Origin of the sequence: Aeromicrobium sp. REDSEA-S38_B2, assembly GCF_001628525.1 — a bacterium.
In the GTDB taxonomy this organism is placed as follows: Bacteria; Actinomycetota; Actinomycetes; order Propionibacteriales; family Nocardioidaceae; genus Aeromicrobium; species Aeromicrobium erythreum.
The window spans coordinates 1-12897 of record NZ_LUNH01000102.1; the positions used below are offsets into that span (position 1 = coordinate 1).

General features: G+C 71.5%; 14 protein-coding genes and 1 pseudogene. 9 read left to right on the top strand and 6 right to left on the bottom strand.

What is annotated here, in order from left to right:
- Positions 1–194 precede the first annotated feature (194 nt).
- The 6 genes from A6Q81_RS16415 (at position 195) to A6Q81_RS16440 (ending at position 5786) form a co-directional block, all read left to right on the top strand.
- Entirely contained in the window at positions 195–671 is a 477-nt protein-coding gene (locus A6Q81_RS16415) for a nucleoside deaminase (RefSeq protein WP_067853236.1), read from the top strand.
- Between the two features lie 122 nt (positions 672–793).
- Entirely contained in the window at positions 794–1861 is a 1068-nt protein-coding gene (locus A6Q81_RS16420; RefSeq protein ID WP_286691131.1) for an ABC transporter substrate-binding protein, read from the top strand.
- A gap of 7 nt (positions 1862–1868) precedes the next feature.
- Positions 1869–2696 (top strand): ABC transporter ATP-binding protein, encoded by an 828-nt coding sequence (locus A6Q81_RS16425; protein ID WP_067853241.1) that lies wholly within the window; start codon positions 1869–1871, stop codon positions 2694–2696.
- Positions 2696–3496 (top strand): ABC transporter permease, encoded by an 801-nt coding sequence (locus tag A6Q81_RS16430; protein ID WP_286691132.1) that lies wholly within the window; start codon positions 2696–2698, stop codon positions 3494–3496. Before A6Q81_RS16425 ends, A6Q81_RS16430 begins: the two co-directional genes overlap by 1 nt.
- Positions 3493–4284, top strand: a complete 792-nt coding sequence (locus tag A6Q81_RS16435) for an ABC transporter permease (RefSeq protein WP_286691133.1) — start codon at positions 3493–3495, stop codon at positions 4282–4284. Before A6Q81_RS16430 ends, A6Q81_RS16435 begins: the two co-directional genes overlap by 4 nt.
- 206 nt (positions 4285–4490) lie before the next feature.
- Positions 4491–5786, top strand: coding sequence for an MFS transporter (locus A6Q81_RS16440; RefSeq protein ID WP_067853250.1), 1296 nt, complete (start codon positions 4491–4493; stop codon positions 5784–5786).
- 71 nt (positions 5787–5857) lie between these two features.
- Here A6Q81_RS16440 and A6Q81_RS16445 read toward each other — a convergent pair whose 3' ends face one another.
- Positions 5858–6784 (bottom strand): oxidoreductase, encoded by a 927-nt coding sequence (locus tag A6Q81_RS16445; protein WP_286691134.1) that lies wholly within the window; start codon positions 6782–6784, stop codon positions 5858–5860.
- 52 nt (positions 6785–6836) lie between these two features.
- On the opposite strand from A6Q81_RS16445, the gene A6Q81_RS16450 reads away from it, so the two are divergent.
- Positions 6837–7640 carry a DUF4344 domain-containing metallopeptidase gene (locus A6Q81_RS16450; RefSeq protein WP_286691135.1) on the top strand — a complete coding sequence of 268 codons (804 nt, stop codon included), beginning with the start codon at positions 6837–6839 and terminating at the stop codon, positions 7638–7640.
- Positions 7641–7650: 10 nt separating this feature from the next.
- On the opposite strand, the gene A6Q81_RS16455 is transcribed toward A6Q81_RS16450, so the two are convergent.
- Both A6Q81_RS16455 and A6Q81_RS16460 read right to left on the bottom strand, forming a co-directional pair.
- Complete coding sequence (locus A6Q81_RS16455) at positions 7651–8445, bottom strand: maleylpyruvate isomerase family mycothiol-dependent enzyme (RefSeq protein WP_067853259.1); 795 nt, start codon at positions 8443–8445, stop codon at positions 7651–7653.
- Positions 8446–8961, bottom strand: coding sequence for a hypothetical protein (locus tag A6Q81_RS16460; RefSeq protein WP_067853262.1), 516 nt, complete (start codon positions 8959–8961; stop codon positions 8446–8448).
- A gap of 125 nt (positions 8962–9086) precedes the next feature.
- On the opposite strand from A6Q81_RS16460, the gene A6Q81_RS16465 reads away from it, so the two are divergent.
- Entirely contained in the window at positions 9087–9497 is a 411-nt protein-coding gene (locus tag A6Q81_RS16465; RefSeq protein ID WP_286691136.1) for a DoxX family protein, read from the top strand.
- On the opposite strand, the gene A6Q81_RS16470 is transcribed toward A6Q81_RS16465, so the two are convergent.
- Positions 9487–9696: a type 2 periplasmic-binding domain-containing protein gene (locus A6Q81_RS16470; RefSeq protein WP_286691137.1), complete on the bottom strand. Its 210-nt coding sequence runs from the start codon at positions 9694–9696 to the stop codon at positions 9487–9489. The two genes, A6Q81_RS16465 and A6Q81_RS16470, sit on opposite strands and share 11 nt — an antisense overlap.
- A 32-nt stretch (positions 9697–9728) precedes the next feature.
- Between A6Q81_RS16470 and A6Q81_RS16475 the strand changes: the two are divergent.
- Positions 9729–9983, top strand: a pseudogene (locus A6Q81_RS16475) (EamA family transporter); the annotation flags it as partial.
- A 70-nt stretch (positions 9984–10053) separates the two neighbouring features.
- On the opposite strand, the gene A6Q81_RS16480 reads toward A6Q81_RS16475, so the two are convergent.
- Positions 10054–11931: an acyl-CoA dehydrogenase gene (locus tag A6Q81_RS16480; protein WP_286691139.1), complete on the bottom strand. Its 1878-nt coding sequence runs from the start codon at positions 11929–11931 to the stop codon at positions 10054–10056.
- A gap of 160 nt (positions 11932–12091) precedes the next feature.
- On the bottom strand, positions 12092–12697 hold the full coding sequence (locus tag A6Q81_RS16485) for an HAD family hydrolase (protein WP_286691140.1): 606 nt from the start codon (positions 12695–12697) through the stop codon (positions 12092–12094).
- Positions 12698–12897: the final 200 nt, after the last annotated feature.

Sequence of the window (12897 nt, forward strand, 5' to 3'; positions counted from 1 at the left end):
CTGCCGTGCACGGCCACCAGGGTGGCGACGGCGACGCGACGACCCTCGGTCGTCCAGGTGCGGAGCGTGGGGGCGATGTCGAGCACGGACCCAGCCTGCGGGACAAGTGTTTCATCGCGGGGACGGTGGAGAAACGCTCACGAAACACCCTCTTGCGACGATCCCCGGCAGGAGCACGAGAGAGGGAGTCGACGATGAGCGACGAGCAGGACGCGACGTGGCTGGCACTGGCCGTCGACCTCGCCACGCAGAACGTGGCCGAGGGTGGCGGACCCTTCGGGGCGGTGCTCGTGAAGGGTGACGAGCTGGTCGCCACGGGACAGAACCGGGTCACCCGCGACCTCGACCCGAGCGCCCACGCCGAGGTCGTCGCCATCCGCGCCGCGTGCCGGGCGATCGGCGACTTCTCCCTGGCAGGACTGACGTTGTACTCCTCCTGCGAGCCGTGCCCGATGTGCCTGGCGACGTCGCTGTGGTCGCGTGTCGACCGGGTCGTGTTCGCCGCCGACCGCGACGACGCGGCCCGCGGCGGGTTCGACGACCGCGAGTTCTACGAGCTCTTCTCGCGCGACCGTGCGACGTGGGGCACGACGGTCCAGGCGACCCGCACGGCCGACGCGTCGTCGCCCTTCGACGCGTGGCTCAGCCACGCCGCGCGGACGGCCTACTGAGATTTACGCAGGCGTAATGCCGATGCGTCGGGAGCGGAACGCGACGCTCCTAACGTCTCGGTCTGTAACGGGGGTTTCATCGTCAGCAGCGCACGCTGCTCGAGCCAGGGAGTGCCACAGTCATGAACCAGTCCATCCGCCGAGGAACCACCGCGGGTGTCGCCGCGGTGCTCTCGGCCGCCGCCCTCGCCCTGTCCGCGTGCGGCTCGAGCTCTGACTCCGCGGACGAGTCGTCGGGCGACGGCCTCGGAGACGTGACCGTCCAGTTCTCCTGGATCAAGAACGCCGAGTTCGCGGGCGAGTTCATCGCCGACAGCGCCGGCTACTACAAGGACGCCGGGCTCGGGAAGGCCACCTTCCTGGCCGGACCGGTCGCCCAGGAGGAGATCGTCGCCACCGGCAAGGCCGACTTCGGCCTCAGCAACGCCGTCTCGACGGCCTCGGCGATTACCAACTCCGACTTCCCCCTCAAGATCATCGGTGCGACGTACCAGAAGAACCCGTTCTCGATCCTGTCGCTGGCCGACCAGGGCAACATCAAGACGCCGCAGGACCTCATCGGCAAGAAGATCGGCGTCCAGGACCCGAACCTCAGCCTCTTCAAGGCCTTCCTCGCCGCGAACGACATCGACGAGAAGGACGTCGAGATCGTCCCGAACGGCTTCGACGTCGCCCCGCTGGAGGACAAGCAGATCGACGGCCTCGTCGCCTACGTCACCAACGAGTCGCTGCTGGTCAAGAGCCACGGCTTCGACACCGTCGACCTCTCCTTCGCCGACAACAACCTGCCGTTCGTCGCCGAGAGCATCATCACGACCGACGAGACGCTGGAGAAGAAGCCCGACTACGTCAAGGCGTTCCTCGAGGCCGAGATCAAGGGCTGGAAGGACGCCTGCGACGGCGAGGCCGGGTACGAGAAGGGCGCGAAGCTCGCCGTCGACACCTACGGCAAGGACATCGACCCGCCGCTCGAGCTCGACAAGGAGATCGCCCAGGCCAAGCAGCAGTGCGAGCTGCTCGTCAACACCGACGAGACCGCCAAGAACGGCATCTTCACGATCAGCGACGACCTCGTGCAGGCCAACCTGACGTCGCTCAAGGCGGCCGGCATCGACATCTCCGCCGACGACCTCTTCGACCTCGAGCCGCTCAACGAGTTGCTCAAGGAGAAGCCCGAGCTCGTCCAGTGAGGACCGCGTGAGCAACCTGACGACGCCGGCCGGCGGTGGGGCCCTGACGGTCCCCACCGCCGGCACCGGCCTGCACATCCAGGACCTGTCGAAGACGTTCTCCGTCGGACGCAAGGAGGTGGTCGCCCTCACGGACGCCACCCTGCACACGGACAAGGGCAGCTTCCTGTCGCTGCTCGGCCCGTCGGGCTGCGGCAAGTCGACGATCCTGCGCATCCTGGCCGGCCTCGAGAAGCCGACCAGCGGACGCGCGACCGTCGACGGCAAGTCGCCCACCGAGCTGCGCCGCGACCACGAGCTCGGCATCGCCTTCCAGGACTCGGCCCTGCTGCCGTGGCGGTCGGTGGAGTCCAACATCCGCCTGCCGTTCCAGGTCTCGGGCGAGCAGCCCGACGACGCCCTGGTCAAGGAGCTCATCGCGCTCGTCGGCCTGGAGGGTTTCGAGAAGGCCAAGCCCGCGCAGCTCTCAGGAGGCATGCGTCAGCGCGTGTCGATCGCCCGCTCGCTCGTGGTGAAGCCGTCGGTCCTGCTGCTCGACGAGCCGTTCGGCGCGCTCGACGACATGACCCGCCAGCGGCTGAACGTCGAGCTGCTGCGGATCTGGACCGAGAAGCCCGCGACCACGCTCATGGTCACGCACGGCATCTCCGAGGCGATCTTCCTGTCGGACCAGGTGGCGGTCATGAGCCCGCGACCCGGCCGCATCAAGGAGGTCATCGACGTCGACCTGCCGCGCCCGCGCGTGCCGGAGATGATGCGCACGCCGGAGTTCCACGCACTGCACGACCAGGCCTCGGAGCTGCTGTTCGGCGCCGGCGGGGCGGCGGTCGAGTGATGAGCACCCTGTCGCTCTCGCCCGAGCGCACCAGGACGCTCGGGATCGGCGCGGCGGGCCTCGTGGGCACCGTCGCGCTCTGGTGGCTCGTCGCGGCGACCGTGCTCGCGCGCTTCCAGGTGCCGACGCCGGGCGAGGTGCTGTCGACCTTCGCCGACCGCGGCTTCGACTACTACCGCACCGTCTTCTCGATCACGCTCGAGGAGTCGCTGTACGGCTACCTCGTCGGCGTCGCCCTCGCGCTGACCGTCGCCGTGCTCGTGCTGCTCGTGCCGTTCATCGAGCCCATCGTCATGCAGCTCGCCGTCATCACCTACTGCCTGCCCATCGTGGTGCTCGCGCCGATCCTCATCACGGTGCACGAGATCCCCGAGAAGGGCGGACTGTCCGCGACGGCCATCGACCTCGCGGCCGTCTCGGTGTTCTTCACGACCGTCGTCGGCGCCGTGCTCGGGTTCCGCGCGGCCGACCAGGCGACGCTCGACGTCGTCGAGGTCTACGGCGGGAGCCGCCTGCAGCAGCTGCTGCGCGTGCGGGTCGTCGCTGCGCTGCCGGCGCTGTTCACGACGCTGCAGATCGCGGCACCGGCGGCCTTCCTCGGGGCGCTGCTGGGCGAGTACTTCGACCGGCACCTCGAGATCGGCGTCGGACCGTCGCTCATCCTCAGCCAGAACAACCGGGAGACCGCGCTCGCGTGGTCGCTCGGCATCGGCTGCGCGCTCGTGTCGGGCCTGGCGTACGCCCTGCTCGGGCTGCTCGGTCGCGTCGTGGCGCCGTGGTCGCGGGGAGCGGCCTCATGAGGGTCCTCGCCGTCGCCCGGCCCCTGCTCACCATCCTCGTCGTGCTGGCCGCGACGATCGGCGCCTGGTACGCGCTCGTCACCCTCACGGGCGTCAGCGACCTCACCACCCGGCTGCCGCAGGACGTCATCGCCTACCTGTTCACCGAGGACGACGCCGCCGCGAACCGCGCCGAGGTGCTCGGTGCGCTCGGCCAGACCGTCATCGACGCCGGGATCGGCTTCGTCGCCGGGCTGAGCGCCGCGTTCGTGCTCGCGACGGTCATGGTGCTGTGGTCGGGCGTCGAGGCGGCCACCATGCCGGTCGTCATGATCGTGCGCACCGTGCCGCTCGTGGCCCTCGCGCCGATCATCACCCTGCTGTTCGGCAACGGGTTCTGGTGCGTCGCGGTGATGAGCGGCATCGTCGTGCTGTTCCCGGCGCTCGTGAACATCGCGTACGGGCTGCGGTCGGTGACGCCGCAGATGCACGACGTGGTGACCGTCTACGGCGGCTCGTCGTGGGACGTCATGCGTCGGGTCGCGTTCCCGACGGCGCTGCCGTCGATCTTCGCCGCCATCCGGATCTCGGTGCCGGCCGCCATCACCGGCGCGCTGATCGCCGAGTACTTCACGACGACCGACAGCGTCGGCAAGGCGGTCAACCAGGCGCTGGCGCTCTACCAGTACGACAAGCTCTGGTCGCTCGTCGTCGTGGTCACGCTCGTCTCCGTGATCGGCTACGCCCTCGCGCAGCTGGCCGAGACCTTCGTGCTGGCGCGGTACGGCCGCAACGCCGGCCGCGCCTGACCCCCTCCCCCCCCCGCCGCGCCTGCTCGTTTACGTGGGGCCCCACGTCAACGTGCGGTTGGGGCGGGTGTCTGCGGTGGGGGAGCTGGTTTGGGTGGGGCCCCACGCAAGCGTGCGGTTGGGGCGGGTGTTTGCGGTGGGGGGAGCTGGTTTGGGTGGGGCCCCACGCAAACGTGCACTCGACGGCCAGGCGCATACTGGGGCGAGTGAGCGCGACGACGAGACGAGGGCCGGTCGCCGTCTGGCTCACCGGCCTGTCGCTGTACTTCCTCGCCGTGTTCCACCGCTCGTCGCTGGCGGTCGCCGGGCTGGCCGCGACGGAGCGGTTCGGCATCTCCGCCGCCCAGCTGTCGACGTTCGTCATGCTGCAGCTCGTCGTCTACGCCGGCATGCAGATCCCCGTCGGGCTCCTGCTCGACCGGTTCGGGCCGCGCCGCATCCTCACCATCGGCGTGGTCGTGCTGACCCTCGCCCAGGCGGCGTTCGCGCTCGCCGACACCTTCGCCGTGGCGCTGGTGGCGCGCGTCTTCGTCGGGCTCGGCGACGCGATGACCTTCGTGTGCGTGCTGCGGCTCGTCACCACCTGGTTCCCGTCGCGACGCATCCCGCTCGTCACCCAGCTCACCGGCGTCCTCGGCCAGCTCGGCGCGCTCGTCGCCGCCGTGCCGATGACGTGGGCGCTGCGTGAGCTCGGCTGGACGCCCACCTACCTCGCGGCAGCCTCGCTCGGGCTGGTGCTGCTGGTCGTGCTGCTCGTCGTCGTGCACGACGAGCCCGGCTCGCCTCGCGTGCTCGGGGCGCCCCTGTCGTGGACGACGGTCCGCAGCAGCCTGGCCGCGTCGTGGCGCCACCCCGGCACACGGCTCGGCTTCTGGGTCCACTTCACGACCCAGTTCAGCGCGACGACCCTCGGCCTGCTGTGGGGCTACCCCTTCTTCGTGCGCGGCGAAGGTCGCACGTCGGCGCAGGCGGGCGCCCTGCTGACCATCCTCGTGCTCGCCGTCATGGTCGCGGGGCCCGTGCTCGCGTGGGCCATCACGCGCGACCCGTGGCACCGCTCGACGATCGTGCTGGGCATCGTCGGCTCCATCGTCGCCGTCTGGACGGTGGTGCTCGCGTGGCCGGGCACCGCCCCGAGCTGGCTGCTCGTGCTGCTGGTCGTGGTCGTCGGCGTCGGCGGCCCCGCGTCGATGGTCGGGTTCGACCTCGGCCGCTCCTTCAACCCGCCCGACCGCCTCGGTGCGGCCACGGGGATCATCAACCAGGGTGGCTTCGTGGCGTCGCTGCTGCTCGTCGTGGCCATCGGGCTCGTGCTCGACTGGCGCACGCCCGGGGCCAGCACCGACTACGCGCCCGGAGCGTTCCGGTGGGCGATGTCGGTGCAGTACGTCCTCTGGGCGGTCGGCCTCACCCAGATCTGGCGCTACCGCCGCCGCACGCGCGCGCAGCTGCTCGCCGAGGACCCCGACGCGCGCGAGCACTGGCGCGGTCGGCTGGCCTGACCCGACCACTCAGGCACGAGAGCGGGGCGTCGCGGACCGCACGGATCCAGCGCCGAGGACGGTCGCGCCGCTCAGACCTCGAAAGTGACGCCGGTGGCCTGCTCCGTCGCCGCCCAGAGGTCGCGGGCGAGCTGCTCGTCGCGCGCCCAGCGCGTCATGCCCGCGATCACCGGGGCGCCGCGGGTACCGCCGAGCGACGCCGGGCCCACGTACTCCCCGCCGGTGAAGGTCGGGTCGGTCGCGGCCCGCAGGCTCGGCAGCGCTCCCGCGGCGGCCGACTGGCTCGCCAGTGCCGACACCTGCTGCACGACCGTGCCGAGGAACGGGTTGCCCATCGCCACGCCGGTCTTCTGCAGCTCGGTGCGGGCGAAGCCCGGGTGCGCGGCCGTGCTGACGACGGCCTTCCCCGCGGACTTCAGGCGACGGTCGAGCTCGAGCGCGAACGAGAGGTTCGCGAGCTTGGACTCCGCGTAGGACACCCACCGGCGGTACGTGCGCGGCGAGCCCTCCGGGGTCAGCGAGCGCAGGTCGATCCCCTTGGCCTGCAGGTGCGCGAGCGACGACACGGACACGACGCGGGCGTCGTCGGCGAGCAGCGGCCACACCTGCGCCGTCCACGCGAAGTGCCCGACGTGGTTCGTGCCGATCTGCAGCTCGAAGCCGTCGGCGGTCGTGCTGTACGGCGGGATCATGATGCCGGCGTTGTTCACGAGCACGTCGACCCGGTCGTGCCGCGAGCCCAGCTCCTCGACCGCCCGCCGGACGTCGGCGAGGTCGGCCAGGTCGAGCGACAGCACCTCGACGTCGACGTCGGGCAGCTCCTCGCGCAGCCGGGCGAGCGTGTCGTCGGCCTTCTGCGGGTTCCGCGCGGTGACGGTCAGGCCCGCGCCGGCCCGCCCCAGCTCGAGAGCGGTGTGGAACCCGAGCCCTCCGGTGACACCGGTGACGACGGCCCGCTTCCCGCCCAGGTCGGGGATGTCCTGCGTGCTCCAGCTCATGGGACGAACCGTATCCGCCCCGGGCACGCAGCGCCGATCCTATGATCCGGACGTGCGCAGGATCATCGTCGTCGCGACCGTCGCCCTCGCCGCCCTGGGCGGGTTCACGGTCGGGCTGCTCGCCGCGCCCGGCGACGCCCGCCCCGAGGCGGCTCAGGGCGACGCCGCCCGCGGCGCACGCGTGAGCGTCACGTACCCCGACGTCGCCGACCGCTGGCAGGGCTGGCAGGACCGGGTGCGCGCCAGCGGCGTCCTCGAGGACGCCGCCCGCGACCTGCGCGCGACGGTCAGCCTGCCGAGCCCCCTCGTCGTCGAGGTGACGACCTGCAAGGACGGCACGGGGTACCTGGCCGGCGAGGGTCGGATCGAGCTGTGCCTGCAGGACGTGCGCGACAGCGACGCCGAGCTGGAGGAGGCCGGGGCCGACGACGTCGACGCCACCCTCGAGGGCATCTGGCGCGAGACGTTCTTCCACGAGGCGGGGCACGCGGTGATCGACCTGCTCGACCTGCCGTTCACGGGTCGCGAGGAGGACGTCGCCGACCAGTTCGCGGCGTGGCGCCTCGCCGAGGCCGGTGACGACGAGGCGACCGGCGCGCTGCTGTCGTCGGCGTACGAGTACCAGCTGCTCGCGGCGGCGTACGAGGCCGACCCGACCGACGAGCACACGTCCGACGCCGCCCGCGCCGTGAACTACCTCTGCTACCTGTACGGCTCGGACCCCGACACGTGGTCCGGGCTGGTCGACGACGACCCGCTCACGCAGGACCGGGCCGACCAGTGCACCGACGAGTGGGACCGGCTGCGCGTCGGCTGGCGCGACCTGCTGGCCGAGGCGGGTGCGCTGCGCTCCTGACCGGCAGCGGTCAGAAGGTGACGGCCATCTGCTCGAGGACGCGGTGGGCGAGGTCGGTGTCGCCGCTCACCGCGACCTCGACCGCGCCCGGGCGGCGACGTCCTGCGGCCAGCACGGCGAAGGCGTCGGACGTCAGGGTGAGGGTGGCAGTGGGGGAGTCCGGCACGCCGGGGCGGGCGCGGCCGTCGTCGCCGACCGTCGCGCCCACCTGCAGGGCGATCGGGCCGGTGAGGTCCCAGAGGACTGACGTGCCGGCCGTGGCGCCGACCTTCTTGCCGAGCACGAACGGCATGGCGGCGGCGAACGTGTGCGTCGTGACGTGCGCGCCCGCCGAGTCGAGGTTGCCCGGCCGGTCGACCGCGCGGCGCACGTCCTGCTCGTGGCACCAGACGTCGACGGTGCGGTTGCGCAGCATCGTGTCCCACGTCCAGCCGACACCGGCGGGCGTGTGCTCGGCGCGGGCCGTGGGGTCGTCGGGCAGCGCGCCGCCGAGCCGCTCCGCGCGGACGTCGACGCTGCGGCGCAGCTCGTCCAGCACCTGCTCGCGCGTGAGGCCGCGCCGCGACTCCACCCCGGCCTCCGTGTACACCGACGCGATGCCGCCGGCCGACGCCGTGGTGGGGGCCTCGTCGACCACGTGCCCCGCGGTGACGGCCTCGAGGTGCGCCAGGTGGGCGGCGACGTCGGCGACCGTCCAGCCCGGCAGGTCGGTGGGCGTCGACCATGCCGCGTCGTCGAGCTCCTCGAGCAGGGCGATCGTGTCGCGGACGCTGGCCAGCCAGGCGTCGACGTAGGTCTGCAGCATTCAGTCCTCCAGGGTGCGCTTGCGTCGGGTCCACCAGGTCGCCAGCGCGAGCGCGACGGCGACGGCAGCGGCGATCCAGGCGATGCCCGCGCCGTTGCGGGTGCGGTCGAGGAAGCCGTCGGCGACGGCCACCCGGTAGGTCGCGGCGTCGGCGGCGCGGTCTTTCGGCGTGCAGCGGACCGCGACCTGGTCCGATCCCTCACGCTCGAACGCGATGAGGTACCAGGTGGAGCCGTCCTGCGGGACGCGCAGGTCGATCGGGGCGTCCTCGAGCGTCACCGGCTCGGCGCCCTTGGCGGGCCCGGTGGCGGTGCACGTGACGTCGCGCTCGGGCTGGCGGACGTCGGTGAAGACGGCGAGCGAGGCGCCCTTGGCGTCGACTCGCTCGGTCAGGTTCTGCAACGTCGCGTCGCGGACGTGGTCCCACGCGCCGGCCGCGACGACGGCCGAGGCCATCCATCCGCCGATCGCGAGCAGGAACGCCGCGAGGTACCACAGCGGGCTGGTCAGACGCACCCGCTCACTCTGGCACACGGCACGGTGCCGGTCAGGTCGGCCACGCGCGACGGCTTGACCGCGGGCGGCGGAAGGAGGACGCTGGACCCCGCTAGTTGAACCTTCACCTTTCTCAAGGAGCTCCCATGGACGAGGTCTTCCTCATCTCCCGCATCCTCTTCGCCTACCTCGTCATCGGCTCGGGCATCGGTCACCTGACGGCGACCGGCGCGATGGCCGGCTACGCCGAGTCGCGCGGTCTCTCCAACGCCAAGGTGCTCGTCCAGGTCAGCGGCGTCGCGCTGCTCGCCGGCGGCGTCTCGGTGCTCCTCGGCATCTGGGGCGACGTCGGCGCCCTCGGGCTCGCGATCCTGCTGCTCGTCACGGCCGTGCTCATGCACGCGTTCTGGAAGGAGAGCGACGCCCAGGCCAAGCAGATGGAGATGGTCGCCTTCAACAAGAACGTCGCCCTGGCCGGCGGTGCGCTGGCGCTGTTCGTGATCCTGTCGACCGACTTCGCGCCCTACACGCTCACCGGCGCGCTCATCAACTGGTGACGACGCGGGGCTGACGAGACACGCTCGGGGCGTCCACGAGACGCTCCAGCACGAGGGCGAGCGGCGGCCACGTCGCTCGCCCTCGGCGCGTCCAGACGTACGCGCGCATCGTGACGCCGGGGTCGTGGAACGGGACCACCGTCACGCCGTCGCGCGGACGGCGCCAGAGCGGCAGCATCCCGACGCCGAGGCCCGCCACCACCAGGTCCTCGACGAGGTCGAGGCTGTCGGACAGGTGCTCTCGTGGGACTCGCGCTGCTCGTGCCCGTGGTCCCGTTCGCGCTGGAGATGCTGGCGCTGCGGCGGCTCACGACCGCCGCCTTCGGGACGCTGATGTGCCTGGAGCCGGCGATCGCCCTGGTCGTCGGGCTCGTCGCGCTCGACCAGGTGCCGGACGTGGGCGCCGTGCTGGGCCTGGCCTGCGTGGTCGCGGCCGGCGTGGGTGCGACCCGGTCGGGTGGCCGGGCGCCCGTGCCCTCGGCCTGAGCCGCACCCACGACGAAGCCCCCGCCCGGTCCCGGGCGGGGGCTTCGTCGTGGTGGTCGGTGCCGACGGCTCAGAAGGCCGCCTCGTCGAGCTCCATGATGCTGGCGTCGACGTTCTCGGCCATCGCGCGCTCGGCGGTCAGGCGGGGGAGCACGGTGCGCGCGAAGAACGACGCCGCCGCGACCTTGCCCTCGTAGAACGCCTTCTCCGAGCCCGTCGCGCCCTCGTCGAGCTTGGCCAGCGCCACCTCGGCGCCGCGCAGCAGCAGCCAGGAGACCACGAGGTCGCCGAGCACGTAGACCAGACGCGTCGTGTTCAGGCCGACCTTGTAGAGGTTCTTCAGGTCGCCCTTCTCGTCGGCCGGGTTGCTGGCCATGAGGTCGGTGAACGCGGCGCCGAGGATCGCCTGGGCGTCGTCGAGGCCGGTCGCGAGCAGCTCGCGCTCGACCTTGAGGCGACCGTTGCCGGCCTCGCTCTTCACGAACTCGCCCACCTGCTCGGCGAGGTAGCCGATGGCGCGGCCCTTGTCCTTCACGATCTTGCGGAAGAAGAGGTCCTGGCCCTGGATGGCGGTCGTGCCCTCGTAGAGCGTGTCGATCTTGGCGTCACGCACGTACTGCTCGATCGGGTAGTCCTGCAGGAAGCCCGAGCCGCCGAACGTCTGCAGCGACTCGGTGCCCAGCAGCACCCAGGAGCGCTCCGAGCCGTAGCCCTTGACGATGGGGAGCAGGAGGTCGTTGACCGACTCCTCGAGCGACGCGTCCTCGCCGGACTCCGCCTTCTGCATGATCGCGTCCTGCCAGGTCGTCGTGTAGAACACGAGCGAGCGCAGGCCCTCGGCGAAGGCCTTCTGGGTCATGAGCGAGCGGCGGACGTCGGGGTGATGCGTGATCGTCACGCGCGGCGCGGTCTTGTCGGCGGCCTGCGTGAGGTCGGCGCCCTGGACGCGCTCCTTGGCGTACTCGAGCGCGTTGAGGTAGCCCGACGACAGCGTCGCGATGGCCTTGGCGCCCACCATCATGCGGGCGTTCTCGATGACGCGGAACATCTGGTTGATGCCGTCGTGCACCTCGCCGAGCAGCCAGCCCTTGGCCGGCTCGCCGCCACCGGTCGACGGGTCGCCGAAGGTGACCTCGCACGTGGTGGAGACCTTGATGCCCATCTTCTTCTCGACGTTCGTGACGTAGGCGCCGTTGCGCTCGCCGGTGAGCTCGCCGGTCTCGTGGTCGAAGTGGATCTTCGGGACGAGGAACAGCGATAGACCCTTGGTGCCGGGGCCGCCGACGCCCTCGACGCCCTGGGGACGCGCGAGGACGAGGTGCATGATGTTCTCGCTCATGTCGTGCTCGGCCGAGGTGATGAACCGCTTGACGCCCTCGATGTTCCAGGAGCCGTCCTCGTTCGGGTAGGCCTTGGTGCGGCCCGCGCCGACGTCGGAGCCCGCGTCGGGCTCGGTGAGCACCATCGTGGCGCCCCACTGGCGGTTGGTCATGAACTCGGCGATCTTCTTGTCGCGCTCGGTGCCGTTCTCGAACACGATGCGCGCGAAGGCCGGGCCGGCGGAGTACATCCAGATGGGCGGGTTCGCGCCGAGCACGAACTCACCGATCGCCCAGATGAGCGAGGAGGGGGCCTTCTGGCCGCCGAGCTCCTCGGGGACCTGCAGACGCCACCACTCGGCGTCCATCCAGGCCTTGTAGCTCTTGGCGAAGGCGGGGTTCATGGTGACCGTCATCGCCTTGGGGTCGTAGACGGGCGGGTTGCGGTCGGAGTCCTCGAAGGAGGGGGCGAGGTCCTCGCGGGCCAGCCGCTCGGTCTCGGCGAGGATGCTCTTCGCGGTGTCGAGGTCGAGCTCCTCGAACGCACCGGTGCCGAGGACGTCCTGGCGTCCGAACAGCTCGAAGAGGTTGAACTCGACGTCGCGCAGGTTGCTCTTGTAGTGGCTCATGACTGCCTGTTCCTGGATCGGGGGTGCGGTGTCCGGTGCACACGTGTTACCGACGGGTGCTACCGGCAGGTAACTTCAAGTATCCGCAGATGAGGGGCCCGACACAAGTCCCGGGGGCCGACTCGTGCGTCACGCGGGTCGACCGACCTCCGTGCGCCGGTCAGCGGGACAGGTGGGGGACGAGCCCGACGACGCCGTGCAGGTCGTCGACGACGTGGTCGGCGCCCGCCGCGCGCAGCTCGTCGGGGCTGCACGGACCGGTCGGCACGGCGACCCCGACGACGTCGGCCGAGCGGCACGCCTCCATGTCGTGCACGTGGTCGCCGACGTAGGCAGTGACGCCACGGGCGCGGAACACGTCGGCCTTGCCCTCGCGCCACACCTCGCCGACGACGTCGAGGTCGATCGCGAGGTGCTCGAGGTGCAGGGCGGCGTTGCGCCCGTTCTTGCCGGTGACGACGAAGGCCTCGCCGCCGGCGTCGAGCACGGCCTGCACGGCCTCGCGCGCGCCGGGGAGCAGCGCCACGCGCGGGATCGCCAGGTCGGGGTAGAGCGCGCGGTAGCGGTCGGCGACCTGAGGGACCTGTTCGGGCTCGAACCAGTGCGCGAGCTCGGCCTCGAGGGGCGGTCCGAGGCGCGACGTGACGAGGTCGACGTCGATGAACGTCCCGGTCTCCTCCGCGAGGGCCCGGTAGGTGGCGCCGATGCCGGGCCGGGAGTCGACGAGCGTCATGTCGAGGTCGAAGCCGACGACGAGGCGGGTCACGGGCCGAGACTAACGAACGCCGCCACCGGCGTCGGGGGAGCGTCGGTGGCGGCGTGCGTGGGCCCGGAGGTCGCGCCGGGCGGCGGGTGACCCGGCCGGGGCGTCGGGACCTGGCCGGGTCGGGGGCCGTCGGTCGCGGGGACCGACGGCGGGTCTCAGAAGCGCTGGATGGTCGGGATCCGGCCGTAGCCGTCGCGCGA

Coding starts and splice junctions, on each gene's coding strand:
- A6Q81_RS16415 (WP_067853236.1), top strand. CDS start 195: ATGAGCGACGAGCAGGACGCGACGTGGCTGGCACTGGCCGTCGACCTC.
- A6Q81_RS16420 (WP_286691131.1), top strand. CDS start 794: ATGAACCAGTCCATCCGCCGAGGAACCACCGCGGGTGTCGCCGCGGTG.
- A6Q81_RS16430 (WP_286691132.1), top strand. CDS start 2,696: ATGAGCACCCTGTCGCTCTCGCCCGAGCGCACCAGGACGCTCGGGATC.
- A6Q81_RS16435 (WP_286691133.1), top strand. CDS start 3,493: ATGAGGGTCCTCGCCGTCGCCCGGCCCCTGCTCACCATCCTCGTCGTG.
- A6Q81_RS16445 (WP_286691134.1), bottom strand. CDS start 6,784: ATGAGCTGGAGCACGCAGGACATCCCCGACCTGGGCGGGAAGCGGGCC.
- A6Q81_RS16455 (WP_067853259.1), bottom strand. CDS start 8,445: ATGCTGCAGACCTACGTCGACGCCTGGCTGGCCAGCGTCCGCGACACG.
- A6Q81_RS16465 (WP_286691136.1), top strand. CDS start 9,087: ATGGACGAGGTCTTCCTCATCTCCCGCATCCTCTTCGCCTACCTCGTC.
- A6Q81_RS16480 (WP_286691139.1), bottom strand. CDS start 11,931: ATGAGCCACTACAAGAGCAACCTGCGCGACGTCGAGTTCAACCTCTTC.